The sequence below is a fragment of the Xanthobacter cornucopiae genome, assembly GCF_043195065.2.
Classification (GTDB): domain Bacteria; phylum Pseudomonadota; class Alphaproteobacteria; order Rhizobiales; family Xanthobacteraceae; genus Xanthobacter.
The window spans coordinates 4,077,207-4,103,902 of the sequence record NZ_CM195531.1 but is presented as its reverse complement, the minus strand read 5'-3'; the positions used below and the strand labels follow the sequence as shown (position 1 = coordinate 4,103,902).

At 71.4% G+C, this 26,696-nt stretch carries 19 protein-coding genes; 7 read left to right on the top strand and 12 right to left on the bottom strand.

Features of this window, described 5'->3' with window-relative positions:
• Positions 1–100: 100 nt before the first annotated feature.
• On the bottom strand, positions 101–1,486 hold the full coding sequence (gene argH / locus V5F53_RS18010) for an argininosuccinate lyase (protein WP_393996020.1): 1,386 nt from the start codon (positions 1,484–1,486) through the stop codon (positions 101–103).
• 15 nt (positions 1,487–1,501) lie between these two features.
• On the opposite strand from argH, the gene tlpA reads away from it, so the two are divergent.
• From tlpA to V5F53_RS17985, 5 genes are all read left to right on the top strand, one after another.
• Positions 1,502–2,335, top strand: coding sequence for a thiol:disulfide interchange protein TlpA (gene tlpA / locus V5F53_RS18005; protein WP_393996021.1), 834 nt, complete (start codon positions 1,502–1,504; stop codon positions 2,333–2,335).
• Between the two features lie 390 nt (positions 2,336–2,725).
• Entirely contained in the window at positions 2,726–3,889 is a 1,164-nt protein-coding gene (gene wecB / locus V5F53_RS18000) for a non-hydrolyzing UDP-N-acetylglucosamine 2-epimerase (RefSeq protein WP_509212565.1), read from the top strand.
• A 53-nt stretch (positions 3,890–3,942) separates the two neighbouring features.
• Positions 3,943–6,102 carry a hypothetical protein gene (locus tag V5F53_RS17995; RefSeq protein WP_393996023.1) on the top strand — a complete coding sequence of 720 codons (2,160 nt, stop codon included), beginning with the start codon at positions 3,943–3,945 and terminating at the stop codon, positions 6,100–6,102.
• Positions 6,103–6,122: 20 nt separating this feature from the next.
• Positions 6,123–8,237, top strand: a complete 2,115-nt coding sequence (locus V5F53_RS17990; protein WP_393996024.1) for a glycosyl transferase family protein — start codon at positions 6,123–6,125, stop codon at positions 8,235–8,237.
• 161 nt (positions 8,238–8,398) lie between these two features.
• Positions 8,399–9,274, top strand: a complete 876-nt coding sequence (locus V5F53_RS17985; RefSeq protein ID WP_393996025.1) for an alpha-amylase family protein — start codon at positions 8,399–8,401, stop codon at positions 9,272–9,274.
• Positions 9,275–9,417: 143 nt separating this feature from the next.
• Here the strand turns inward: V5F53_RS17985 and purH are convergent, their stop codons facing one another.
• The 3 genes from purH to V5F53_RS17970 all read right to left on the bottom strand — a co-directional run bounded on the left by purH (position 9,418) and on the right by V5F53_RS17970 (position 14,507).
• On the bottom strand, positions 9,418–11,007 hold the full coding sequence (gene purH, locus V5F53_RS17980; protein ID WP_393996026.1) for a bifunctional phosphoribosylaminoimidazolecarboxamide formyltransferase/IMP cyclohydrolase: 1,590 nt from the start codon (positions 11,005–11,007) through the stop codon (positions 9,418–9,420).
• 138 nt (positions 11,008–11,145) lie between these two features.
• Positions 11,146–12,906 carry a heparinase II/III family protein gene (locus tag V5F53_RS17975; RefSeq protein WP_393996027.1) on the bottom strand — a complete coding sequence of 587 codons (1,761 nt, stop codon included), beginning with the start codon at positions 12,904–12,906 and terminating at the stop codon, positions 11,146–11,148.
• Between the two features lie 224 nt (positions 12,907–13,130).
• Positions 13,131–14,507, bottom strand: a complete 1,377-nt coding sequence (locus tag V5F53_RS17970) for an RsmB/NOP family class I SAM-dependent RNA methyltransferase (RefSeq protein WP_393996028.1) — start codon at positions 14,505–14,507, stop codon at positions 13,131–13,133.
• A 210-nt stretch (positions 14,508–14,717) separates the two neighbouring features.
• On the opposite strand from V5F53_RS17970, the gene V5F53_RS17965 reads away from it, so the two are divergent.
• Both V5F53_RS17965 and V5F53_RS17960 read left to right on the top strand, forming a co-directional pair.
• Positions 14,718–16,010, top strand: coding sequence for an adenylosuccinate synthase (locus tag V5F53_RS17965; protein ID WP_393996029.1), 1,293 nt, complete (start codon positions 14,718–14,720; stop codon positions 16,008–16,010).
• Between the two features lie 38 nt (positions 16,011–16,048).
• On the top strand, positions 16,049–17,452 hold the full coding sequence (locus V5F53_RS17960; RefSeq protein ID WP_393996030.1) for a hypothetical protein: 1,404 nt from the start codon (positions 16,049–16,051) through the stop codon (positions 17,450–17,452).
• Positions 17,453–17,554: 102 nt separating this feature from the next.
• Here the strand turns inward: V5F53_RS17960 and V5F53_RS17955 are convergent, their stop codons facing one another.
• From V5F53_RS17955 to V5F53_RS17920, 8 genes are all read right to left on the bottom strand, one after another.
• Positions 17,555–18,577: an LLM class flavin-dependent oxidoreductase gene (locus V5F53_RS17955; protein ID WP_393996031.1), complete on the bottom strand. Its 1,023-nt coding sequence runs from the start codon at positions 18,575–18,577 to the stop codon at positions 17,555–17,557.
• A 245-nt stretch (positions 18,578–18,822) separates the two neighbouring features.
• On the bottom strand, positions 18,823–19,719 hold the full coding sequence (locus tag V5F53_RS17950) for an alpha/beta fold hydrolase (protein ID WP_393996032.1): 897 nt from the start codon (positions 19,717–19,719) through the stop codon (positions 18,823–18,825).
• A gap of 22 nt (positions 19,720–19,741) precedes the next feature.
• Positions 19,742–20,530, bottom strand: coding sequence for an alpha/beta fold hydrolase (locus tag V5F53_RS17945; protein WP_393996033.1), 789 nt, complete (start codon positions 20,528–20,530; stop codon positions 19,742–19,744).
• 23 nt (positions 20,531–20,553) lie between these two features.
• The gene (locus V5F53_RS17940) at positions 20,554–21,150 is read right to left on the bottom strand and encodes a cupin domain-containing protein (RefSeq protein WP_393996034.1); all 597 of its coding nucleotides are present in this window, start codon (positions 21,148–21,150) and stop codon (positions 20,554–20,556) included.
• On the bottom strand, positions 21,147–22,214 hold the full coding sequence (locus V5F53_RS17935; protein ID WP_393996035.1) for an MBL fold metallo-hydrolase: 1,068 nt from the start codon (positions 22,212–22,214) through the stop codon (positions 21,147–21,149). Before V5F53_RS17935 ends, V5F53_RS17940 begins: the two co-directional genes overlap by 4 nt.
• Entirely contained in the window at positions 22,211–22,738 is a 528-nt protein-coding gene (locus tag V5F53_RS17930; protein WP_393996036.1) for a (2Fe-2S)-binding protein, read from the bottom strand. The genes V5F53_RS17935 and V5F53_RS17930 overlap by 4 nt, the downstream gene beginning before the upstream one ends.
• Entirely contained in the window at positions 22,726–23,562 is an 837-nt protein-coding gene (locus V5F53_RS17925) for an FAD binding domain-containing protein (RefSeq protein WP_393996037.1), read from the bottom strand. The genes V5F53_RS17930 and V5F53_RS17925 overlap by 13 nt, the downstream gene beginning before the upstream one ends.
• Positions 23,559–26,531 (bottom strand): xanthine dehydrogenase family protein molybdopterin-binding subunit, encoded by a 2,973-nt coding sequence (locus tag V5F53_RS17920; protein WP_393996038.1) that lies wholly within the window; start codon positions 26,529–26,531, stop codon positions 23,559–23,561. The genes V5F53_RS17925 and V5F53_RS17920 overlap by 4 nt, the downstream gene beginning before the upstream one ends.
• Positions 26,532–26,696: the final 165 nt, after the last annotated feature.

The window sequence follows — 26,696 nt, the reverse complement described above, 5'->3', positions numbered from 1 at the left end:
ATCCCACATGGAAAACCCAGGCGGCGAAACCATGTCTCGCCGCCCTTTCCTTGCCCGGAGCCCGTGCGCGCCGGGCTGTTTCACGTGAATCCGCGCCCGCTCACTCGCCGTTCAGCAGCTTCAGCCAGCGCTCGGCCTGGGCGCGGACCTGGCTCGGGGCGGTGCCGCCATAGCTGACGCGGCTGTTTACCGAGCAGTCCACCGTCAGCACCGAATAAACGTCGTCGGTAATGCGCCCGTCCACCGCCTGCATGTCGGCCAGCCGGACCGCGTCGAGGGCGATGCCCTGGTCCGAGGCGATGCCGACGATGCGGCCGGTGATGTGGTGCGCCTCCCGGAACGGGATGTTGAGCGCCCGCACCAGCCAGTCGGCGAGGTCGGTGGCGGTGGAATAGCCCTGGCCCGCCGCCGCCTTCATGCGCGCCGCGTCGGGGGTCAGGTCGCGCACCATGCCGGCGCTGGCGGCGATGACCAGGGACAGGGCGGAGAGGGCGTCGAACGCGCCTTCCTTGTCCTCCTGCATGTCCTTGGCATAGGCCAGCGGCAGGCCCTTCATCACCACCAGGATGCCGGTGAGGGCGCCGATGATGCGCCCGGCCTTGGCCCGCACCAGCTCGGCCGCATCCGGGTTGCGCTTCTGCGGCATGATGGAGGAGCCGGTGGTGAACTTGTCGGACAGCTTGATGAGGCCGAACGACGGCGAGGTCCAGATCACCACCTCTTCCGCGAACCGCGACAGGTGCACCGCGCAGATGGAGGCGGCGGCCAGAACCTCCATCACGAAATCGCGATCCGACACGGCGTCGAGGGAATTGGCGGTGGGCCGGGAGAAGCCCAGCGCCGCGGCGGTGGCCTCGCGGTCGATGGGGAAGGAGGTGCCGGCCAGCGCCGCCGAGCCCAGCGGGCACTCATTGAGGCGGGCGCGGGCATCGCGCAGGCGGCTGCGGTCGCGGCCGGTCATCTCCACATAGGCCATGAGATGGTGGCCGAAGGTCACCGGCTGGGCGGTCTGCAGGTGGGTGAAGCCGGGCATGACCGTGTCGGCGTGGGCCAGGGCCTTCTCGGCCAGGGCCTTCTGCAGGTCGGCGAGCTGGGCGTCGAGGGCGTCGACGGTGTCGCGCACGTAGAGGCGGAAGTCGGTGGCCACCTGGTCGTTGCGCGAGCGGGCGGTGTGCAGCCGCCCGGCGGAGGCGCCGATCAGCTCGGCGAGCCGCGACTCGACGTTCATATGAATGTCTTCCAGCTCGCGCCGGAAGGTGAAATTGCCGGCCTCGATCTCTGACAGGATCGTGTCTAGACCCTCGGCGATCTTCCGCGCATCGTCGGCCGCCACGATCCCGCGGGCGGCGAGCATGGCCGCGTGGGCCTTGGAGCCGGCGATGTCCTGTGCGTAAAGACGCTGGTCGAAGCCGATGGAGGCGTTAATCTCCTCCATGATGGCATCGGGAGCGGAGGTGAACCGCCCGCCCCACATCTTGTTGCTCATGACGGACCTCCGGTGATGACCAATTCCGAACAGGCGCGCCCGAAGACCGACACCGAGGCCGGCCCGGGAACGGACACCCGCGCCCCGCGCGCGTCCCTGCTCCGCCGTCCCGTCGTGGTCGCCCTGGCGGTGGTGGCGGGCGCCGCGGCGGGCGCGCTCGCCCTATACGGGATGAACCGCCTCCCCGGCAATGTTCCGGTTCGGGAAACCGCGAGCGGACCCGCGGTCGAGGCCCCCTCCGCGCCCGCCCCCCAGACCGCCGCCGGTGCCGCCGCCTGCGCTGCCGCCGCCGGCCGCGCCCGCGCCCTGGAGCCGTACGCCACCGGCGACATCGCCGCCCTCAAGCTCACCACCACGCCGAAGGCGCTGCCGCCGCTGTCCTTCACCGATCCGGAAGGCCGGGCGGTCAGCCTCGCCGATTTCCGCGGGCGGGTGCTGCTGGTCAACCTGTGGGCCACCTGGTGCGTGCCCTGCCGCAAGGAGATGCCGGAGCTGGATCATCTCGAGGCGCGCCTCGGCGGGCCCGACTTCCAGGTGGTGGCCATCAATCTCGATACCCGCGATCCCGACAAGCCGGTCGCGTTCCTGCGTGACATCGGCGTCAGCCGGCTGCGCAACTTCGCCGATCCCAAGGGCCAGAGCTTCCAGGCGCTGCGCGCGGTGGGGCGCGGCTTCGGCCTGCCGACGACCCTGCTGGTGGACCGCGACGGCTGCGAACTCGGCTTCCTCGCAGGCCCGGCGGCCTGGGGCGGCGCCGATGCCGAGGCCCTGGTGAAAGCCGCCATCGGCGCCGAGCGGACCGAACGGGAGCCCCCGCCGCCCCAAACCGCGCCCTCGCCGCGCGGCTGATGCCGCCCCGGCTATCGGGGATGTGAAGCGCGAAGCCACCCGCGCGGACGCGGCGCCCCCCGCCCCCCGTCGGGGCGGCGTGCCGTGGCGTAAACCTTTGATATTCCTTAATGGCACTTTAGGGATTTGGGCCGGATGCCCTTAATCAAGCCACAGTTCCCGCTGTGCGAGGGTGCATGAGTGATGCGCCTCACGGTATTCGGGTATAGTGGAAAATTAGGCATAGATTCAGGCTTTGCTTGCGTCCGCGTGGTTTTGGCGACACACAGGATGATGGACGTTCAGGCCTTGACAGCTTGGCTGTAGCAGGTCGTGCGGCTGCTCGAATCAGCGGTGGCGGGTGCTTTGAGAATTCTGTCCGTATTCGGCACGCGACCCGAGGCGATCAAGATGGCGCCCCTGGTCAAGGCTCTCGCCCGCGAGGGGGAGCTGACGTCGCTTGTCTGCGTCACCGGCCAGCATCGGGAGATGCTGGACCAGGTGCTTCGGCTGTTCGACATCCATCCCGATTTCGACCTCAAGCTGATGGCCCTGAACCAGGGCCTCAACGGCCTGGCGGCCGGCGCCCTGGCCGCCCTCGATCCGGTGCTGGAGGAGGTGAAGCCCGACCGCGTGCTGGTGCACGGCGACACCACCACCGCCATGGCCGCCGCTCTGGCCGCCTTCCATCGCCGTATTCCGGTGGGCCATGTGGAAGCGGGCCTGCGCACCTATCACCTCGACCAGCCATTCCCGGAGGAGATGAACCGCCGGGTGGTGGACGTGGTCAGCGACCTGCTGTTCGCCCCCACCGGCCGCGCCTGCGCCAATCTGGAGGGCGAGCGGCTGGAAGGCGAGATCCTCGTCACCGGCAACACCGTGATCGACGCGCTTCAGGCCACCCAGGCCCGCATCGCTGCCGACCCCGGCCTTGCCGCCGAGCTCGACCGGCCATTCGCCGGGCTCGATCCCGACAAGCGCATCATCCTGGTCACCGGCCATCGCCGTGAGAATTTCGGCCAGGGCTTCCTCAATATCTGCAATGCATTGGCCGACCTGTCGCGACGCCCGGACGTGGAGATCGTCTACCCGGTCCACCTCAACCCCAATGTGCGCGGGCCGGTGCACGAGGCCCTGTCGGGCCGGCCGAACGTCCATCTGGTGGCGCCCCTCGACTATCTGCCGTTCCAGCGCCTGATGCAGCGCGCCCACCTCGTGCTGACCGATTCCGGCGGCGTGCAGGAGGAGGCGCCTGCCCTTGGCAAGCCGGTGCTGGTGATGCGCGACGTCACCGAGCGGCCGGAGGCGGTGGACGCCGGGACGGTGCAGCTGGTGGGCACCCGGCGCGAGGCCGTCGTCGCCGCCGCCGCCGCCCTGCTGGACGACCCCGGCGCCTATGCGCGCTTCGCCAATCGCGTCAATCCCTACGGCGACGGGCAGGCGTGCCGCCGCATCGTCGATCGCATCCTCGGCCGCCCCGTGGCGGCGTTCACGCCCGAGATGTCCTCATCGCAGCAACGCCCCGCCGTGGGCGTTGCGCATGCCTTCAACCGCCATCGTGAGAGAATGACATGACACCTCATTTTGCACGTCGCGCGGCTTGCGCAATCCCGGCTGGGCTGGTCGCATTGACCCTGCTCGGCTCCCCGGTCTTTGCACAATCCGCCGATCCCATAGCCTCCGCCCTGCAGGAGCGGATTCAGGATCGGCTGATTACCCGCGAGATCACCCTCACCGATCTCGGCGTGGACGCGCCGGTGGTGTTCCAGGGCATGGACGCGCGCCGCGACGTCTACATCCCGGTGCCGGCGGGCGTGCCGCTCTCCAATCCCCGCTTCGTCGTCAATGCGGATTACCTGCGCGGCGACGGCGGCCGCACCACCATGGTGGTGGCGGTGGACGGCAATCCCATCTTCTCGCGCAGCCTGGACGGTGAGAAGGGCACGGTCAACACCACCGTGGACGTGCCCGGCACGCCCCGGCCCACCGGCTTCATGCGCTTCGGCGTCGCCTGGGCCTCGGTGGTCAGCGAGGACCTGTGCGCCGACGAGCGGGCCATCGGCAACGTGCTGAAGCTGATGCCGTCGAGCCGCTTCATCTATTCCTACGACGCCAGCCACGTGCGCGACCTGTCCACCGCCTGGAGCGCCATGCCCGGCTCGGGCTCGATGCTGGTGGCGGGCGGCGCGCTCGCCAAGGAGAGCTTCGACACCGCCTGGCGCCTCGGCCTGGCGGTCGAGACCGCCGGCAAGCGCATCGTCGTCAAGACCCTGCCCAGCATCGGCGACGAAGTGGACGTGTCGGGCCTCGATGTTCCGGCCGCCCTGCGGGTGGTGGCGCCGTTCTCCAATTTCGTGGGGGCCAACACCTACCGCATCCGCGACCTTGCCGAGGTGGGCGCGCTGCTGCTGCTGCCGTCCTCGCCGGTGGGCGCCGATATCGTGGTCGCCGACCCCAACCTTCTCAGCCAGGTGCGCAGCGCCCTTGAGGCCCTGTCGGCCCGGCTCGGCTCCCCCACCATGGGGCTGTTCAACGAGTGGCGCTCCAAGGCGGCCAGCCTCGGCAACGCGGTGGTGGCCACCGACGAGCTGAGCCTCCAGACCCTCGCCGGCCGCCCGGTGATCGCGGTCGGCGCCGGCGCCGGCGCCAAGGCGGCGCAGCTGTTCGACAGCTTCTGGCGCGGCACCATCGCCGCCGGCAACGTGACCATCCGCTCGGTGGACGCCCAGCCGGCCCCGCGCGATTCCATCCCGCTCTCCACCTTCGGCAATGCCGCCGGCAACCTGGACGTGCTGGCGCGCGGCGACTGGACCGTCAATTTCGACCTGGCCTCGGCCACCGCCGGCGCCTCGCTGCCCAGCCGCCTGAACCTGGACGTGGCCGCCGCCCCCGGCGCCGCCACCACCGACCCGGTGGTGTCCGTGTTCCTCAACGACGTGCTGCTGGCGGCCAAGCGCCTCGACGCCAACGGCCACCCCGAGCACCTCTCGGCGGCGATCCCGGTCTATGCCCTGGGCGCGCGCAACGTGCTGCGGGTGAGCTTCCAGCGCCAGCCGGTCAGCGACCGGTGCCGCGAGACGCCGCAGGCGTTTCCGGTGCAGGTGCTGCCCTCGTCCAACCTGGAGCTCGGCGGCTCGGTCTCCGGCGCCGACTTCCTGGGCGTGATCTCCGCCATGTCCGGCGGCGGTCGCGTGGTGGTGCCCGACACCTACCTGTCCACCGCCCGCTCCAGCGTGGTGCGGGTGGTGCGCGCGGCGGCGGCGGCGGGCGTCCCGTCCGGCTCGTCCAGCACCCTCGACGTGACCCCCCCCGGCGTGCCGTTCCGCGTCACCGGCTCCTTCCTGGCCCTCGACGTGCCCGCCCAGGGCGCCGACCTGAAGGCGCGGGTGGAGGGTGACCGCGTCATCGTCGGCAACAACGACGCCGCCCGCATCCTCGACGTCACCGGCCTCAAGAACGTGGCGCTGGTGCAGGCGGTGCGCGCCGACGGCAGCCGCGGCATCCTGTGGCAGTCCATCGGCCCGACGCCCATGACGCCCCAGAAGCCGGTGCGGCTGTCGCGCGGCGACGTGGCCATCGTCGGCGTGGACGGCACCCTGATCGAGCTCTCCGCCTCGGGCGCCGAGGCCGGCACCATCCGCGTGCCGGAGACCGAGGGCGCGGTCGCCACCCTGCAGCGACTGTGGCAGAACTCCGCCGAATGGGGCCTGCCGCTCGGCGTGGGCGCCGCGGCCCTGTTCTTCCTGCTGCTGATGCGCGCATCCTACGTGCGTCGCCGGGGCAACTGAGTCATCGGGGGACGACCACGATGTCACTCTACTGGCCCTACTTCCTCGCCGACTTCATTCGCATCGTCGAATATGCGTCGGCGGTGGTGGCGGTGCTGATCCTCCTGTCCTCGCTCGACGACCTGTTCGTCGACGCGTGGTACTGGACGCGGCGGGTGTACCGGCGGTTCGTCATCGAGCCGTTCATCCGCCCGCTGTCGGTCCAGGCCCTGTACCAGAAGGACGAGCAGCCGCTCGCCATCATGATCCCGGCCTGGCAGGAATCGGACGTGATCGCCGCCATGATCGAGAACATGGTGAGCACGCTCGATTACCGCCGCTACATGGTGTTCGTCGGGACCTATCCCAACGACCCCGACACCATCGCCGAGGTGGAGCGCATGCGCCGGCGCTACAAGCAGCTGGTGCGGGTGGAGACGCGCAATCCCGGCCCCACCAACAAGGCGGACTGCCTCAACGCGGTGGTTCGCGCCATCTTCCAGCACGAGCAGATGACCGGCACCGAGTTCGCCGGCCTCATCCTGCACGACAGCGAGGACGTGCTGCATCCCCTGGAGCTGCGCTTCTTCAATTACCTGTTGCCGCGCAAGGACCTGATCCAGGTGCCGGTGGTGTCGCTGGAGCGCCACTGGTCGGAGATGGTGGCCGGCATCTACATGGACGAGTTCGCCGAGTGGCACGCCAAGGACCTGATCGTCCGCGAGAGCGTGGCCGGCGAGGTGCCCTCGGCCGGCGTCGGCACCTGCTTCTCCCGGCGCGCGGTGCTGCATCTGAAGACCCACGACCAGGGCGAGGTGTTCAACACCCAGAGCCTGACCGAGGACTACGACATCAGCGCGCGCCTCAAAGAGGCGCACATGCAGGCCATCATCGCCCGGTTCCCGGTGGAGTACCGGGTGAAGCGCGAGACCTTCTTCGGCTTCGGCCCGGACAAGGAGATCCAGCTCTCCATGCCGTTGTGCGTGCGTGAGTTCTTCCCCGACACCTTCCGCACCTCCTACCGGCAGAAGGCACGCTGGGCGCTGGGCATCGCGTTCCAGGGCTGGCAGCACATGGGCTGGCAGGGCAGCCTCGCCTCGAAATACTTCCTGATGCGCGACCGCAAGGGCGTGTTCACCTCCGTTGTCACGGTGATCGCCTACGTGCTGGCGGTGATGTTCCTGCTGATCTATTTCGGCAACGAGATCGGCTTCATCCCCGAACGCTACCCCTCCATCTTCGCCACCGAAGGCTGGCTGCTGATGGTGCTGGCGGCCAACGCAGTGGCGTTCGCGCTGCGTCTGGTCCAGCGCTTCTACTTCGTCTCGGCCATCTACGGCTGGGAACAGGGGCTGATGTCCGTCCCCCGCGTGGTGATGGGCAATTTCGTGAACTTCGCGGCCACGCTCAGGGCCTGGAAGCTGTTCCTGGGACACATCTTCCTCGGTCGGCGCATCGTCTGGGACAAGACGATGCACGATTTCCCCGAGAACGACGCCTTCGCCCACCGGCGCCAGCGGCTCGGCGAGCTGCTGGTCATGTGGCAGGCGGTGCTGCCGGAGCACCTGGAGGAAGCCCTGGCGCTGCAGGGCGGGCAACAGCAGCCGCTGGGCCGCATCCTGGTCTCCAAGGGCTGGCTGGACGACGAGACGCTGGCGGAAGCCATCGCCTACCAGTCCAACATGCCGCGCACCCACATCACCGAGCACATGGTCAAGGAATTCCATGACCTGCTGCCGGTGGAACTGATGGTCCGCCGCCGCGTGATCCCGGTCGGCCGCGACGCCACCGGACGGCTGGTGGTGGCGGTGTCCTCGCCGCTCAGCGAGAAGGCCCTCGAAGAGGTGCGCGGGTCCATCGGCGACCTGCCGGTGCAGCGCATCGCCCGCGAGAGCGAGATCAACGACGGCCTGCGCCTCGTGCGCGGCACCGGCCGGGCCTTCGAGGGGGCGCAGTCGCCGCCGCTGCTGGGCGACCTCCTGCTGGAAAAGGGCTTCATGCAGCGCGAGGCGTTCGATGCCGCCATGGAGCACTATCGCCCGGACGTGGACGGCCGCATCGGCGAATATCTCGTGCGCTGCGGGATCGTGACGCCCGACGCGCTCGCCGAGACCATGAAGGAGCAGCAGCGCCGGCTGATGTTCATGCCGGCCTGACCGGCCGCGCGCCTGACGCGAGCTGAAACCGGCGGCCACTCCCCTGGCCGCCGGTTTCGCATCCGGCCCCGCCCGCAGGCGGCCCGCCAAGCTCAAGACCGCGCCGGCGCCATGGTGTAAGATGGTGCGGGAATGCTCCGACGGAGGGTCGCGCGAGGGCCATGATCAATCGACGTACCGCCCTGCTCATCGGCGTTGGCGCCGGCGCCGCCGCCGGTGTCGCCGGCACCCTCGGCGTCCAGACCCTCGACCGGTGGTCCAGGGCGCAGGGCCCGGCCCGGAAAGAGCTGGTGGACGGCATCGTCTGGCAGGTCCACGCCGGCTCCCTCGATCCCCACGGGGAGTGGGACCGGCTCGGCGCCCAGTCGCTGCTGCTGCAATGGATCGTGCTGAACGGCGTCGCCTTCGTGCCCGACCTCGGCATCCAGACCATCGCCGATCCGCCCAACTGGGCGCGCATCGCCGCGGAGCCGTGGGCCCGTTCCATCATCGTCGGCCTCGCCAGCCTCGGCAACGAGCCGGAGGCGCGGCGCAACGTGGCGGCGCTCATCGACCTGTCGGCCCGGATCGCGGAAAAGCCCCTGCCCTTCGCCGCCGCGGGCTATTATTTCCCGGTGGAGGCGGACCCCACCTGGATGGACGCGCCCAAGATGGGACCGCTTCTGTCCGCCTTGCCCCGGCCGCTGTGGGTGAGCGCCTATGACAACACCAACATCGGCGCCGGCCCCTTCGCCGACTGGATCGACAGCTGGTTGCCGAAGGACGTGGGCCTGTTCTTCCAGGATGGCGTGGGCCTTCACATGCGCACGGCGCAATCGGCCCGCCTCTACGCCGACGCGCTGGTGGCCAAGCTCGGGCCAGCGCGCTTCCGCATGATCCTGGAGGCCTTCCGGCCCGCTGGCGGCGACAAGCTGCGCCCGGCCACCCTCGCCGAGATCCGCCCGCAGATCGACGCCTATCGCGGCCTCGTCACGTTCGTGTTCGAGGCCCCCCATTACGTGGACCGCACCCTCGTCAACGCCCTGACGCGGTCCTAGGGCGTTTCCGGCGACACCCGCTCCGATGGCCTGCTGCGGCCCGCGTGTGTGCCGCGGCTGCGGGCGCAAGACTGCCCCGCACGTCTGCGGCGGGGCCCCGCGGCGGGGGCAGGCCCGCGGGCCGGAGCCCGCGGGATCAAGCCTCAGTGCCGGAAGTGGCGCACCCCGGTGAACACCATGGCGAGGCCCGCCGCGTCGGCGGCGGCGATCACCTCCGCGTCGCGCATGGAGCCGCCGGGCTGGATCACCGCCGTGGCGCCGGCCTCCACCGCCGCCAGCAGGCCGTCGGCGAACGGGAAGAAGGCGTCGGAGGCCACCACCGAGCCCTTCGTCAGCGGCACCGCGAGACCGGCCGCCGCCGCCGCATCCTCCGCCTTGCGGGCGGCGATGCGGGCCGAATCCACCCGGCTCATCTGGCCGGCGCCGATGCCCACGGTGGCGCGGTCCTTGGCATAGATGATGGTGTTGGACTTCACATGCTTGGCCACGCGGAAGGCGAACCGCAGGTCGTTCAGCTCCGCCTCGGTGGGCGCGCGCCTGGTCACCACCTTCAGGTCCAGGTCGTCGGCGCTCACATTGTCGCGGCCCTGCACCAGCAGGCCGCCGGCCACCGTCTTGACGGTGAGGCCATGGGCGCGCACGTCCGGCAGGCCGCCGGTGAGCAGCAGGCGCAGGTTCTTTTTCGCGCCCACCACGGCAATCGCCTCCTCGGTGGCGTCGGGAGCGACGATCACCTCGGTGAAGATCTCGACCATGGCGCGGGCGGCGGCGGCGTCCAGGGTGCGATTGACGGCGATGATGCCGCCGAAGGCTGAGACCGGATCGCAGGCCAGCGCCTTGACGTAGGCCTCTTCCAGCGACGCGCCCTCGGCCACGCCGCAGGGGTTGGCGTGCTTCACGATCACCACGGCGGCGGTGCGGGCGGGGTGGAACTCGGCCACCGCCTCGAAGGCGGCGTCGGTGTCGTTGATGTTGTTGTAGGAGAGCTGCTTGCCCTGCACCTGGCGGGCGGTGGCGACACCGGGGCGGATTTCGTCGGAGGTATAGAAGGCGGCCGACTGGTGCGGGTTCTCGCCGTAGCGCAGGGCTTCGATGAGCTTGCCGCCGACCGCGCGGTAGGCCGGAGCCTCTTCCTTCAGCTCGCGGGCGAACCAGTTGGAGATGGCGGCGTCATAGGCGGCGGTGCGGGCATAGGCCTTCTGGGCGAGGCGTCGGCGGGTGGCGAGCGTGGTGCCGCCGTGCTCGGCGATCTCCTTCAGCACCGCCTCGTAGTCGGCGGCGTCCACCACCACCGCCACGTCATTATGGTTCTTGGCGGCGCCGCGGATCATGGAGGGACCGCCGATGTCGATATTCTCGATGGTCTCGTCGAAGTCCGCCTTGCGCGCGACGGTGGCCTCGAACGGATAGAGGTTCACCACCACCAGGTCGATGGGGGCAATGGCGTGCGCGGCCAGCGACGCCTGATGGCCGGCGTCGTCGCGAATGGCGAGGATGCCGCCGTGGATCTTCGGATGCAGGGTCTTCACCCGGCCATCCATCATCTCGGGAAAGCCGGTGAGGTCGGACACGTCCTTCACCTTCAGGCCGGCGTCGGCGATGGCCTTCGAGGTGCCGCCGGTGGACACCAGCTCCACGCCATGCTGGGCGAGGGCGGCGGCGAACGGCACGAGACCCGTCTTGTCCGAGACCGAGATCAGGGCACGGGTCACGGGACGGATGTCGGCGGTCATGATGGGCGGCTCCTGTCACCGGAAAAGTGAATTTCGCCTATCACTAATAGCCGTGGCCCGAAAGGGTGCAGCGCGCCGCCCACCCCTGCGGCGGGCTCAGGGGTGCCGCCCCCGCCCCTCGCCTCTCCCCCGTCGCCTTCAGCGCGGGCGCGCGGCGCCGCGGCTGCCGATATAGGTGCCGGTGAACGGGCCGCCCTGGGCCTCGCGGGTGCGCATGAAGGTCCAGATGACGCGCGCGGTGTCGCGCACGTCGCCCAGCAGCACCAGCTGGGAGGTGCGGCGCGGCCCGCCCGAGGCGGCGAGATAGATGCTTTCCTCCACCGCCAGCGGCACGTGGGGCGCGGCGAACGCCCACGCCTCGCCATTGGGCAGGGTGAGCAGGGCGGTATGGGGATCGTCGAAGCGCTCCACCAGGACCTGGGGATGGAGGTGGAAGCGGATGGCGAAGGCGTTGGACCCCAGTTCCGCCCCCTCGACGTCGGGGCGGAACACGTCCTCGCCATCGAGCCGGTTGCCGTCGAGGGCCAAGCGCCAGGAGCGCTGGTGGACGAGGCCGAACTCCGGCTTGTAGCCGTCATGGCTGGCCCGCACCAGAATGGCCTCGTTGCGGGTGCCGCGCTGCACCTCCACCTGGGTCGGCCCGGCGACGACCGGCATGCCCATGAGGCCGGTGAGGCGCGGGCCCTTCAGGAAGCGGCAGGAGGAGGTATCGGCGATCACCGTGGTGGAATGGGCGGCGGTGGCGCGCGCCACCTGCCGCCACTGCTCGCGATTGGCCGCCGGCACCCCGCAATTGACCACGATGCGGTTGCGCCCGGTGGAAAACTCGAAGGCGAGGGCGCTCGCATGCGCCTCCCAGCTCACCGGGAACGGCGGCGGAGGGCCGGTATCGGCGATCACCACGGCGCCCTTGGCGTCGAGCCGCTGATAGCCGGAATACGGCGCGTTCGCCACCGGCGCGCCGCGGGCATCGTCGAAGGCGAGGATGGTGGCGAGCTGGTCGGCGGCGGTGAAGCTCATGCCATGGAAATGCGCGAAGGCGCCGTCGCCGTGGCGGAAGAAGCGCAGCATGGGCATCATCCGGTCCACCGCGTTCATCAGCGCGGCGGGCGCCTGCTGGTTGCGCGCGGTGAAGGCCTGACGCAGCGGCAGCAGGTCCAGCAGCAGGTCGATGAGCATGCCCGGATTGCGGGTGATCGGCCCGCCGTCGGGCAGGATCTGCCGGTCCAGCTCCTCGCCCAGGCGGCGCTGGGCCGCCTTCAGCAGCCGCCCCTGATCGGACATGCACAGGCCGGCGAAGGTGAGAGCGGTGATGACCAGCAGGCGCGGATAACCATCCGGCGCCTTTGTGGCGCCGCGCCGCAGGTGGCGCACCTGGCGGGCGAGCGAGCGCATGAAGCGGCGGTAGAAGTCGAGCTCGGCATCCTGCAGCAGGAAGGTGGCCTGGGTGAGCCAGGAAATCACCCGCCGGGCCGTCACCTCGGGCTCGGCGGCGATGGCGCGGGCGGTGCCGGGGTTGCGGATCCAGTCGCCCACCAGGGCGCGGGCGTTGGCGCGGGCGATGGTGGTGTTGGCGGCCTTCAGGTGGCGCAGCCAGCCGAAGCCGTGCAGGTGCTCGGCCCAGTCCAGGCAGGGCGGCGCCAGCTCGAACGGGGTGCGCCCGTCCAGCTGCACCGTCCGGCCGGCGAAGGCGAAGCGGCCGGCATAGATGTCCGCGGCGAGGGCGGGATCGCCGGCGCGCAGGTCCTGGGGGGCGATCAGCAGCCGCTCAGGCACCGGCACCGGCGCATAGGTGAGGCCGAGCACACCGCCGTCGGCGCGGGCGAGACGCGCGCCGACCCATTGGCCGGCGACGAGAATGGCGAGGCGCAGGCGGTCGGCGAGGCTGTCTCGACTCACGTGGGTCCCCCGGGGCGCCGCGCGCGAGGCGGAGGGGGGCGCGGACTGGAAACGCCCGGCTGTCCCATGCCACATGACAGTGTCTCCCCCCTCGGCACATCAGGCGGCGAATCGACAGGCCGGTGACGCATACGCCGATTCGGGCGGCGGGAGCGGGTGGCGGAAGCTCTCCGAGCGCCCGCCACGATACCCGTTAATCCCTTCTCACAAATGAGCTTTCAGCGTCACCCGATGCGCCTGAGACGAGCCGCGAAGAAGCCGTCGAGCCCCGAGCGTTCCGTTTCCCCGCGCATCCATTGACTGGGAAGAGTGCGCACATCCCCTTGAGGAGTTATGAACGGCGCGAGGCCTTCGATCTCGTCCGGGGCCAGCGGCACCCGCGCCACGTCCGGGCGCGCGGCGATGAGCCGCTCCACCTGCGCCTCCCCCTCCTCCGGCTCCAGCGAGCAGGTGGAATAGACCACCAGCCCGCCCACCTTGACGAGGCTCACCGCGTGGTCGAGCAGGCGCGCCTGCAAGGCGGCGAGGGTGGCGATGTCGGACGGCCGCTTGGCCAGGGCGATGTCCGGGTGCCGGCGCAGGGTGCCGGTGGCCGAGCACGGCGCGTCGAGCAGCACCGCGTCGAACGGTCCGCCGGCGAACTGGGCGGTGTCGGTCTCCACCACGGTGGCCGACAGCTTGAGACGGGCGAGGTTTTCCCTGAGCCGGGCGAGGCGGACGGCGGAGCGGTCCACCGCCGTCACCACCGCCCCGGCGGCGGCGAGCTGGGCGGTCTTGCCGCCGGGCGCGGCGCACAGGTCCGCCACCTTGAGGCCGGCCACGTCGCCCAGCAGCCGGGCGGGCAAGGCGGCGGCGGCGTCCTGCACCCACCAGTCGCCCTCGGCGAAGCCCGGCAGCAGCCGCACCGGGCCGGCCTGCAGCACCCGCACGGTGCCGGTGGGCAGCAGCTCGCCGGACAGCCGTCCGGCCCAGCCCGCCGGATCGGCCTTCACCGAGATGTCGAGCGGAGGTTCCACCGCATGCATGGCGGCGATGGCGCGGGCGGCCTCCAGGCCGTATGCGGCGCTCCAGCGCTCGCGCAGCCAGGCCGGCGTGTCGGCCAGGAAGGGGTCGATCCCCTCCAGCACCGTCGCCTTGTCGCGGGCGATGCGCCGCAGCACCGCGTTGACGAGGCCGGCGAAGCCCGCGGTGGTGCCATCGGCACGGGCGAGATCGACGCTGAGACCGACCGCCGCATGGTCGGGCACGTCCATGAACAGCAGTTGCGTCGCTCCCGCCAGCAGCACCGGCTCCAGCCGTGGCGCCGATTTGGGCAGGCCGCGTTCCAGCAGCCGCCCCAGCACCGCGCGCAGCGTGCCGATCCGCCGCAGGGCGGTGGCGACGATGCGATAGGCCAGCGCCCGGTCGCGCGGATCGAGCCCCGCCGGCGCGCTTTCGAACGCGTCCTCCAGCGTGGTGTTGTGGTTGAGGATGCGGTCCAGACCGTCCACCGCGAGGCGCCGGGCGGCGAACCCCGCCGGAGCGGCGGCGCGGGGCGGATGGGCGGAGCGCGCAGGCGCCCTGTTGGGCGATTTCGCGGGCGGTTTCACAGGCGGTTTCATCGCCGGAGATAGAGCACGAACCGGCCCGTCTCGCCAGCCAGGCACCGCCCCGGCGCTTCGATTGCATCATTTTACCACCGACAGGAGGATGCCTTGCCTCCAAAGCCCTGATCCCGTAAGAGACATTGGCAACGCCCCGGACCAAAGCCGGGGCTTTGCTTTGTTCGCGCGGGCCGATCTGACCCGCGCCGCGCGAGGAGGCAATTCAGCGTGGCCAACGTGGTCGTGGTCGGCTCTCAGTGGGGCGACGAAGGCAAGGGTAAGATCGTCGACTGGCTCTCCGAGCGGGCGGACGTGGTGGTGCGATTCCAGGGCGGGCACAATGCCGGCCATACCCTGGTGGTCAACGGCGTCACCTACAAGCTCTCGCTCCTGCCGTCGGGCGTGGTGCGGCCGGGCAAGCTCTCGGTGATCGGCAACGGCGTGGTGCTGGACCCGCAGGCGCTGGTGGACGAGCTGGCGCGGCTCGCGGCCCAGGGGGTCGAGGTCGGCCCGGATCGGCTGCGCATCGCCGAGACCACGCCCCTCATCCTGCCGCTGCATCGCGAGCTCGACGCCCTGCGCGAGAACAGCAATCCCGGCACCCGCATCGGCACCACCAAGCGCGGCATCGGCCCCGCCTACGAGGACAAGGTCGGCCGCCGCGCCATCCGCCTCGTCGACCTGGTGGACGCCGCGGCCCTGCCGGCCAAGGTCGAGCGCCTGCTCACCCACCATAACGCTTTGCGGCGTGGCCTCGGCCTCGATCCGGTGGACGGGGCGGCGCTGGTCGGCGAGCTGCTGGCCCTCGCCCCCAAGGTGCTGCCGTTCATGGACCGGGTGTGGGAGCTGCTGGATCAGGCGCGCCGCGACGGCAAGCGCATCCTGTTCGAAGGCGCCCAGGGCGCGCTGCTGGACATCGACCACGGCACCTATCCGTTCGTCACCTCGTCCAACACGGTGGCCGGCTCCGCCTCCAGCGGCACCGGCATCGGCCCCGGCGCGCTCGGCTATGTGCTCGGCATCACCAAGGCCTACACCACCCGCGTCGGCGAGGGGCCGTTCCCCAGCGAGCTCACCGACGAGGTGGGCAAGGCCCTGGGCAGCAAGGGCCACGAGTTCGGCGTGGTCACCGGCCGCGCCCGCCGCTGCGGCTGGTTCGACGCCGTGCTGGTGCGCCAGACCGTGCGCACCTGCGGCATCCACGGCATCGCGCTGACCAAGCTCGATGTGCTCGACGGCTTTACCGAACTTAAAGTCTGTGTCGGATATAAGGTGGATGGCGAAGTCATCGACCATCTCCCCGCCGAAAGCGGGGCGCAGGCGCGGGCCGAGCCCATCTACGAGATCATGGACGGGTGGCAGGATTCCACCGCCGGCGCCCGGTCCTGGGCGGACCTGCCGGCGGAAGCGGTCAAGTACGTGCGGCGGGTCGAGGAATTGATCGGCTGCCCGGTGGCGGTGTTGTCCACGAGCCCGGAGCGGGACGACACCATTCTGGTCCATAATCCGTTCCAGGATTGATCGGAGACCTCCAACCCGAAGGCGAAGCTTAGGCGCTGATGGCTGACTATTATCCGCTCCTCGCCCGCGCAGTCTCCGCCCTTCCGCAGAACACTGCGGAGGCGCGGAAGGCGGTGTTCGACCGTGCCCGCACCGCCTTGCTGCGGCAGCTGCGCGGGGTGGACCCGCCCCTGCCCGAAGGCGAGATCACGCGGGAGCGCCTGACCCTCGAGGAGGCGATCCGCCGGCTCGAGGCGGAGCACGCGCCCCAGGACAATGTGAAGCCATCCCCCGAGCCCGAGCCGGCCAGCAAGCCGGCGGCAAAGCCTGCCGCCACCGACGCACCGGCGACGGCCCCGGCCGTCGCCGACGGCCCGGCGAAGCCTGAACCGGTTGCGCCGGTGGCATCGGCCCCGCCGTCTCCGCCGCCCGCTGCCTCTCCCTCTGTCGCTCCGTCATCTCCCGCCGGGGCGGAGGAGCCGTCGGCGTCCTCCGAAGGTGCGGAGGCGCCTGCGGCCGCTTCGGACGATTCGGAAGCCGCGCCCCGCCGCGGCGTCCTGCGCCGCGGCGAAGTGCGCAGCCGCGAGCCGGCGGCCCCGGTTCGCCCGAGCGTGCGCGCGCCGGAGCCGCGCAAGGCTTCCTGGACGCGGTTCGCCCTGTGGGCGGTGCTGGCGGCGGTCGTGCTCGGCGGCATCGTGTTCGCCGTGGTCGGCCTCGGCCTGTTCACGCCCAGCCAGCAGACCGCCGCCACCGCGCCCGCCGCGACGCCCGCTCCGCCCGCCGAGCAGCCCAAGAGCGAGGACCGCGTGGCGTCCAGCTCCGGCGACGCCGCGCGCCGCGCGCCCGCCCCGAACCGGGTCGCCGGCGCGCAACGGGCGGTGCTGCTGGAGGAGAGCCCGGGCGGCACCAGCCCGCCCCAGACCTTCGAGGGCACCGTCACCTGGAAGACGGAGACCTTCAATGCCGGCCCCGGCCTGCCGCCGGACATCGGCCTGCGCGGCGAGATCGTGATTCCCGAGCGGCAGATCGCCATGGGCTTCGTGTTGCGCCGCAACACCGACCAGACCCTGCCGGCCTCCCACACCATCGAGATTTCCTTCAAGCTGCCGGCCGACTTCGCCTTCGGTGGCGTCGCCAACGTGCCGGGCGTGCGCGCCAAGCAGAGCCAGCAGGCCCAGGGCGTCCCGCTGGCGGGTCTTGCCGTGAAGGTCAGCCCCACGCTGTTCCTGCTCGGCCTGTCGCCCACCGCCGCGGACCGCCAGCGCAATCTGGCCCTGCTCCAGCTCTACCCGTGGTTTGACGTGCCGGTGGTGTACACCAACAACAAAAAGGCGGTGTTCGTGTTCGAGAAGGGACCGGCCGGCGAGCAGGCGTTCAACGACGCCTTCTCGGCCTGGGGGGAGCTGCTCCAGCCGCCGCCCCAGCAGCAGCCGGCCCCGGCCGAGCAGCCCAACGGCGGCTGACCCGCCTCGCGAACGCGGAACGCACGAAGGGCCGGTGACGGGATCACCGGCCCTTCGTGCGTTTCATCCTCTGACGGGCCGGGCGGGGCTGCCCGCGCGCGTTCAGCGCCAGCCGAGGGCCGGGGCGACGTGGGTCAGGATCGCCTCGATGACATGGGCGTTGTAGTCGACACCGAGCTGGTTTGGCACGGTCAGCAGCAGGGTGTCGGCCTCGGCGAGGGCCTCGTCCTGGGCCAGCTGCCGCACCAGCGCGTCCGGCTCGGCGGCATAGCTGCGGCCGAAGATGGCGCGGGTCTGCGGATCGATGAATCCGATCTGGTCCTGCTCCTGGCCGCCATTGCCGAAATAGGCGCGGTCGCGATCGTCCACCAGGGCGAAGATGGACCGGCTCACCGAGACCCGGGGGGCCCGGTCGTGGCCGGCGGCGGCCCAGGCGGCGCGATAGGCGCGGATCTGCCGGGCCTGCTGCACGTCGAACGGCTCCCCGCTCTCGTCGTTTTTCAGGGTCGAGCTCTGCAGGTTCATGCCCATCCGGGCCGCCCATTCGGCGGTGGCATCGGAGCCGGCGCCCCACCAGATGCGCGCGCGCAGGCCCTCGGAATGGGGCTCCGGCCGCAGCAGGCCGGGCGGGTTGGGAAACATGGGGCGCGGGTTCGGCTGGGCGAAGCCCTGGCCGCGCAGCACCTCCAGGAATACCTCGGCATGGCGGCGGCCCATGTCGGCGTCGCTCTGGCCCTCGGCGGGCTGGTAACCGAAATGGCGCCAGCCATCGATCACCTGCTCGGGCGAGCCGCGGCTGATGCCGAGCTGGAGCCGCCCGCCGGCGATGAGGTCGGCGGCGCCCGCGTCCTCCACCATGTAGAGCGGGTTCTCATAGCGCATGTCGATGACGGCGGTGCCGATCTCGATGCGGCGCGTCCTGGCCCCCACGGCCGCCAGCAGCGGGAACGGCGCCGCCAGCTGGCGGGCGAAATGGTGGACGCGGAAATAGGCCCCGTCGGCGCCCAGTTCCTCCGCGGCCACCGCCAGCTCGATGGATTGCAGCAGCGCGTCAGCCGCCGAGCGCGTCTGAGAATGGGGTGAGGGAGTCCAGTGCCCGAAGGACAGAAAGCCGATCTTCTTCACGATGCCGCCATGCCAGAGGAAAGGACCGGCAGGCTACCGCGCGCCACCGCGAAACGCACGGCCGGCGTGCGCGCATGACGCTATTGTGTTTCCGGGGCCTCCCATTTCTTGCATAATTGCAAATATTAGCCGCAATCGCTTGGCCCCCTGCACGCCATCGCCCGCCCTGTCCCGCCCGTTGCTCCGTCTCGTGCCGGCCCCCTCCCTTGCCCCTCCCTTGCCCCTCCCCTGCCCGGGACGGGCCGTCAGGCCAGGCCCAGGCTTTCCAGCCAGCGCACCAGCGCCGCACGGCAGGCCTCCGGCCGCTCGATCTGCAGCAGGTGCCCGGTGCCGGCCACGGCTTCGTAGGCGAAGCCGCCCTCGGCCGAGAGCGCGGCGTTGGCGCGGCCGGTGGGGCCGGTTCCCTCCAGCTCCGGATCGGCGCCGATGATCTTCACTGGCAGCGGCGCGTCCGCCGCCGCCGGCCACAGGTCGAGGTTCAGCGCCTGCAGGTAGATGGCGGCCTCCAGCTCGCGCGGGCAGCGCAGGGTCCAGTCGGCGCCGTCGGGCCGCAGGATCGCCCGCGCCATCTCCACCCGGCTGCGCGGCGTCCACCGGCTCTGGGCGCGGCCGGTGGCGAACTGGGCGGCGAGCTGGTCCGGGTCCGTGAAGCGGGCGGGCCGGTCGAGGGCGAACGACACCAGCTTGATCTCGAACGCCCGCATGGCCTCGTACAGGGGGTGGGCGGGAGGCGGCACGCTGGGCGGATCGTAGAGCGCCAGCCCCGCCCACAGGCGCGGCCCCTCCACCGCCTGCTTCAGCGCGGCGCGGGCCGACATGGAGTGGAACACCCCGATCCCCGGCTTGTCCCCGAACGCGCCTCGCGCCGCCACCGCCACCGCTTCGAGGTCGCGCGCCAGCTGCCGGTAGTGGTGACCGTCGCCGCCGGCGGGCGGATTGCGCCCGTGGTTGCGCATGTCGAACAGCAGCAGCTCGAACCGCGCGGCGAGCGGCTCCCAGAAGTCGCGATAGCCGTCGATGGCGAAGCCATTGCCATGGGACAGGAACAGGCGGGCGCCGCCGGCATGGCCAGTGCGGCGCAACAGGATTTCGGCCCCGTCCGACAGGGGGACGGACGTGGTCTGCTCGGCGGCGGGTGACACGGGTTCGCTCCTCGACCGGTGGTCAGTGGCGGGCGAGATGGTCCGTCAGGGCGGCCAGGAACGCCTCCGGCGCCTCGATGGGGGTGATGTGACCGGCATCGGGCAGGGTCACATGGACGGCGCCGGGGATCGCGGCGGCGGCTTCCGCCAGCTTGTCCGGCGGCGCGCCCTTGTCCTGCGCCCCACCCAGGATCAGCGTCGGCACGGTGATGAGAGGGAGGCGCGATCCGTAGGCCAGCGTCTTCAGCGCCTCGCAGCAGCCCTCGTGGCCCACCGGGCTGGTGGTGGCGACAAGCGCGCGGATCTTGTCCAGCACCGGCGGGTTGGCCGCCACCGTCTCTGGGGTGAACCAGCGCTCCACCGAGAGCTGGGCCAGGCTCTCCATGCCCAGGGTCCGGGCCTTGTCGATGCGCGACTGGAAATAGGCCGCATAGTCGGGCGGTGCGTCGGGACGGGCGTCGCAGGCGACCAGGGAGCGCAGGCGCTCCGGCGCGCGGATCGCGAGGCCGTAGCCGATCATGCCGCCGATGGACAGGCCCACCCAATGGGTGGTCTCGATGCCAAGCGCGTCGAGCAGACCCAGGGCGTCGTCCTCCAGCTCCGGGAAGCTGTAGGGGCCGGGCGTGGCCTCGCTCAGGCCGTGGCCGCGCTGGTCGTAGCGCAGCACGCGGTAGCGGTCCTTGAGGGCGTCGGCCACGTCGTCCCAGAGCCGCAGCCCGTTGCCCAGCGCGTGGGCGAAGGTGACCACGGGGGCGTCCTGCGGGCCCTCGATCTCATAGCTGAGGCGGATGCCATTGACGGTGGCGTGCATCGTGGAAGGTCCTGCGCGAGGGGTCAGTGGTCTTCGCCGACGTATTCCAGGTCGTCGGCGATCTTGAGCTCGATGAGCACGTTCTCGTCGCTGGACTCGGGCGCCAGCAGCGAGCGATGGGCGATGCCCTTGGGGATGAACAGCATGTCCCCGGGCTTCATGGTGACGTTGCCGAGCTCGGTTTCCCAGGCCAGCGCCCCTTTCACGCAGAAGATGATCTCGTGGGCGTCGATGTTGCGATGCCAGAACGACATGTCTTCCTTGCGCCGCTTGGAGACGTCCACCTTGGTGCGCGGGGAGGTGAACAGGCGCAGCGGCGTGCCGTCGGCGCGGGTGGCGTTGGTGGGCGCGAAGGTGTCGTCGAACACGTTGATGAGGCGGAAGATGTCGCCATTCTCCAGGACCCCAGCATTGATCACCGGCGGCTGGTGGTGGGCGATCACCACGTTCTTGCCGTTGATGGTCACCTTTTCGGTGTAAGCGCGGGGCGCATCTTTGCCTGCCGGCGCCGGCGCCGGCGGCGCGGGCTCGGCGGCGGCCTTTGCGGCGGCCTTGGTGGGCGCTTTGGCGGGGGCTTTGGCGGGCGTTTTGGCGGGCTTGCCGGCGGGCGGGGGGGTCATGGGCTCGGGTTCCGTGCGGGGGAAGTGAGGCGGTAAAACAGGCGATCGCCGGCGGAGATCTCCTCCACCGCGCCACGGCGGCGCAGGTGGTTGAGATGGGCCAGGGTCTCGCCCATGGCGAACGACACCTGGTGCCCGTCGAGGGCGAACGGGAACAGGTGGGCCATTCCCTCGGCGGCGCTGATGGCGTGCCCGTCCGCCGGGAAGGCCCCCAGCAGGTGGGCGAGCCGCTCCTCATGATGCCGCCCCAGGGCGTCGAGGCGGCCATGCAGCCCCTGGAACGGCCGCTTGTGGGACGGCAGCACCAGCACCGCGTCGTCGACCCGGCTGCGGATGCGCGCCAGGGCGGCGACATAGGCCGCGATCGGGTCGGCGTCGGGCTCGCCCGGATAGACGCTCACGTTGGGGGTAATGGCGGGCAGCACCTGGTCGCCGGAGATGTAGAGGCCGCGCCGGAGATTGTGGAGGGTGGCGAGGTCCGGCGAATGGCCGGCGCCGGTGATCACCTGCCAGTCGTCGTCGCCGAGGCGCAGCACGTCGCCGTCGGCGATGCGCCGGTAGGCCGGCGGCAGGTCCACGCTGGCGCCATAGCGCAGGAAGCCTTGGCGGTAGGTTTCCACATGGGCCTCGCCCAGGCCATGGCGGCGGAAGAAGCCGGTGGAGGCGGTGATGTCGTCGCTGTAGCCGTCATGCCAGGCGACGTGGGCGGCCAGCCATTCGAGCTGCGTCATCTCCGGCGTCAGGCCCCAGCGCCGGGCGATGAAGCCGGCGTTGCCCAGGTGGTCCGGGTGGAAATGGGTGACGACGAGGCGCGTCAGCGCCCGCCCGCCCAGGGCGGCGCGCCACGCCTCCTCCAGCATCTGGCGATGCTCCGGCGAGCCGAAGCCGCAATCCACCATGGTCCAGCCCTCGGCGCCATGGATGAGCCAGAGGTTGACCTGCTTCAGGCCGCGAAACGGCAGCGGCGTGTCCAGCCGCAGCAGGCCGGGGGCCACCTCCTCCAGGCTCCAGGAGGGAGTTGAGGGCGGGGACGCAGTGGAGGAAGAGGGCGCGGCGGCGGTCATTGGGCGGCCTCCCGTGGCGCATCTGGCTGAACGTCGTTGAGGGTCCTGGCGGCGTCGAGCACCGCCTCGACGATGGCGTGATAGCCGGTGCAGCGGCACAGATGGCCGCTCAGCACCTCTTCCACCCGGGCCCGGTCGGGATCGGGATCGCGCGCCAGCAGCTCCGTGAAGGACATCAGGATGCCCGGTGTGCAGAAGCCGCATTGCAGCGCGTGATGGGCGTGGAACGCCTGCTGCAGGGCATTGAGGCGACGCCCGTCCGGCGCCAGCCCCTCCACCGTGCGCACCGCGCGCCCCTCCACCTGCACGGCAAGGGTGAGGCAGGCGCGCGCCGCCAACCCGTCGATGAGCACGGTGCAGCAGCCGCAGACGCCGTGCTCGCAGCCCACATGGGTGCCGGTGGCGTCCAGATGGTCCCGCAGCAGATCTGTGAGCAGCAGGCGCGGCTCCACCGCCGCGCTCACCGCCTGCCCGTTGAGGGTGAAGCGGATGACCGGCCGCTCGTCCTTGCTCACGCCGCGCATGCGCGGGCCTCCTTCACCAGGGCGGGCGCCAGCCGGCGCACCAGATCACGCCGGTAATGGGCGCTGGCGTGCACGTCGTCGCTGCCGCCGGCGGCGCGGGCCAGGGCGTCCGCCGCGCGCGCCAGCCGGTCCGGGTCGGCGGCCTCGGCGGGGGCGAGGCGCCGCACCAGCGGCCGGTCGGCGACGCCGCCGACAGCAAGGCGCACCGCGCCGTCGGCGGCGGCCACCGCCGCCACCGCGACGATGGCGAAATCCCCATGCCGCCGCGCCACCTCGCGGAAGGCAAAGCCCGTCCCCGGCATCTCGGGAAAGCGCACCGCGACGATCATCTCGTCCGGCGCGCGGGCGGTGGAGAGCAATCCGGTCTGGAAGGCGGCGGCGGGCAGTACCCGGGTGGCGCGGGCCGAGCGCAGCACCACCTCGCCCTCCAGCGCCGCCAGCGCCAGTGGAATCTCCGATGAGGGATCGGCATGGGCCACCGAGCCGCACACCGTGCCCCGGTTGCGGGTCTGGACATGGCCAACGAACGGCAGGGCGCGGGCCAGCAGCGGCAGGGCGGCCGGCAGCTGCGGCCAGGCCAGCAGCTCGCTCTGGGTCACGCCGGCGCCGATCTCCACGCGCCCGCCGCGCCGCTCGATGCGCTTCAGCTCCGGGATGCGGGCGATGTCCACCAGCAGGCCCGGCTCGGCGAGGCGCAGGTTGAGCAGCGCCATCAGCGACTGGCCGCCAGCCAGGACGCGGGCGTCCTCCCCCCGGGCCGCCAGCAGGTCCAGCGCCTCCGCCACGGTCTCCGGGCGGGCATAGTCGAACGGGCGCGGCTTCATGACGGGGTCCGGTGAGGCAAGACGCGGCGGAGGAGACGCGCCAGCCAATGGGGCGCCGGCGCGGGAGCGAGCACGGCGGCGAGGCGCTCGAAGAACTGGCCGATGACGATGCCGGCGGCCGCCTCCAGCATGCGCCCGCCCACCGCGGCCACCTTGCCGCCCACCTCGACTGAAAAGTCATAGCCGATGCGGGTGCCGGCCGCGGTGGGCGTCAGCGTCAGCCGGCCGCCGCCGGCGGCGGTGCCGAGCGGGCCGGACAGGCCACCGGACAGCAGGCCGGAGCAGGGCGGGTCGAGCTCGCTCAGCACCACCTCGGCCAGGAAGCGCCCGCGCACCGGGCCGACCCCGAGCACCACCTCGGCGGTGTAGGCGTGCGGACCGGTGGCGCCGAGGGCACCGCAGCCGGGGATGGCGCGGCGCAGGGTGTCGGGGTCGAGCAGCGCCGCCCAGACCCGCTCGGGCGCCGCCGCCACCTCCACCGCGCCGGACCCGGACAGGCGCCGGCCGGGGGACGCCTGCGCGGGGGCGGCCTGCGCAACCGCGTCCACCGGCGCATCGTCCGGCGCGGCGGCGTTCAGGGCGGCGTGAAGCCGGCGCGGGGTGGCCGGCAGGGGCACTTCGGAAAGACCCAGCGCATCGGCCAGGGCATTGGCGATGCAGGCCGGCACGCTCATGCAATTGCCCTCGGCCAGGCCCTTGGCGCCGAGCGGCGTGAACGGCGAGGGGGATTCCATGTGCAGCAGTTCCAGCGCCGGCACCTCGTGCACCGATGGCACGACGTAGTCGGCGAAGGTGCCGGTCAGGAAGGCGCCGTCCGCGTCGTAGACGAATTCCTCGTAGAGGGCGGTGGCCAGCCCCTGGACGAAGGCGCCGCGGATCTGCCCCTCGGCGATCAGCGGATTGAGCAGGCGGCCGGCGTCATGCATGGACACGTAGCGGTCCACCCGCACCTCATAGGTGTCGGGGTCCACCTCCACGCCGCACATGTCGAACACGAAGCCGTAGGTGAGCGAGGTGTTGATGCGGTCGTCGGGGCTGGGGGCGGAGAGCTGCTCCGGATTCCAGACGCCGGTCTCGCGCAGCGCCGCCGGCACCCCGTCCGGCAGCAGCGCCGGGGCCCAGTGGGCGGTGCCGGCGACGCGGGCGAAATCGAGGCCGTTGGCCGGATTGGCGCGGCTGCGCACCCGCCCGTCGGCGAACTCGATCTCCGAGGCGTCCACGTTCAGCAGGCCGGCGGCGGTGCGGGCGAGGCGCTGGCGCAGCTTCATCGCCGCCAGATGCGCCGCCACCGCGGTGCCCGGCGAGAAGCGGCAGGAATAGGTGCCGGCGGCGATCGACCAGGCATCCTTCTGGGTGTCCAGCTCCAGGTCCACCCTGATGCGGTCCATGGACAGGCCGAGGGCGTCGGCGACGATCTGCGACAGCACCGTGGCGTGGCCCTGGCCCTGTACCGTCACGTCGGCGGTCACCAGCACCGCGCCGAGGGGATCGATGCTGACCGTGGCCATTGAGACCGCCCCGTTCTTCGGCCCGTTGCGCTCGCGCACGGCGGCGGGGAGGATGTTGGAGAGATAGCCCATGTTGGACATGCCGGGCTCGACCACGGCGGCGAAGCCGATGCCGTAGAGCTTGCCGGCGGCGCGCGCCTCCTCCCGCCGCCGCTCGAGATCCTCGAGCCGGCCATCGGCCAGGGTCTGCGCCACCGCGGCCGGATAGTCGCCGGAATCGTAGAGGGCGCCGGCCGCCGCGCGGTAGGGAAAGACGCCGGCGGGAATGAGGTTGCACCGGATCACGTCCAGCGGGTCGAGGCCGAGCTCCACCGCGATCCGGTGCATCAGCCGCTCCAGGGCGAAATAGAGCTGCGGCCCGCCGAAGCCGCGCACCAGCCCCACCGGGGCGCGATGGGTGAGCACCACGCGGTTGCGGATGGACAGGTTCTGGATGTCGTAGGCGCCGGTGGTGGCGCCGTGCATGCGATAGAGCGGGCCGGGCATGGGCGCGCGCAGGAAGGCGCCGTAGTCCTCGATCTGGTCGAAGTGGAGCGCCAGCACCCGGCCATCGGCGGCCACCGCCGCCTCCGCCTCGGTGACCCGGTTGGGGCCGGAATTGGCGGCGACGAGGTGCTCGTTGCGGTCCTCCACCCATTTCACCGGCCGTCCGACCAGCCGCGCGGCGGCCGCCATCAGCACCATGTAGGGGAAGATGGCGAGCTTGATGCCGAAGCTGCCGCCGCTGTCCGGCGGCGTGCGCACCCGGAGCCGGTTGCCCGGCACCTTCAGGGCCCGGGCCATCACCGGATGCACGGTGTACGGGCCCTGGAAATTGGCGCTGATGTCGTAGCTGTCGTCGGCCGGGGCATACTGCGCCACCACCACGAAGCACTCCATGGGGGTGAAGGAGCTGCGCGGATATTCGGTGCGCAGGCGCACCCGGCGCTGCGCGCGGGCGAACGCGCCCTGCGGGTCGCCGTACTGGAAGTCTCGGGTGGAGATCACATTGGCGCCGGCGGCGGCGTGCACCAGCGGCGCGTCGTCGCGCAGGGCGTCGGCGATGGTCACCGCCGCCGGCAGCGGCGCATAGCGCACGCTCACCCGTTCGGCGGCGTCCTCTGCCAGATAGCGGCTCTCGGCCAGCACCAGGGCCACCGGCTCGCCCACGAACCGCACCACCTCCACTGCCAGCGGCCACTGGTCGATGGGCGCCTTCAGCACCACCATGAACGGCGAGGTGACCTGGCGCAGGTCCTCGCCGGTCAGCACCGCGGCCACGCCCTCGACGGCGCGGGCGGCGGCGGTGTCGATGCCGAGGATGCGGGCATGGGCGTGGGGCGAGCGCACCACATGGGCGTGGAGCGTGCCCCGGGGCGCGGGCAGGTCGTCCGCGTATCTTCCCCGACCGGTGAGGAGCGCGGTATCCTCGATTCGCGGCAGCGGACGCCCGAGCACGCCCTCGCCCACGGGGATCGTCATGGACGGCGCTCCGGGCGCGCCGGCCGGGCGCGGCGCCCGAGCGACGAAGGGACGTGGATGCGGGGCAAGGCGAAAACTCCCACGGCGCCATCGGGCGAACCCGCCCACGCGTCGAAATTGATTTATCGTACGATTATACGATTAATAGCGCCCTGACAATCACCC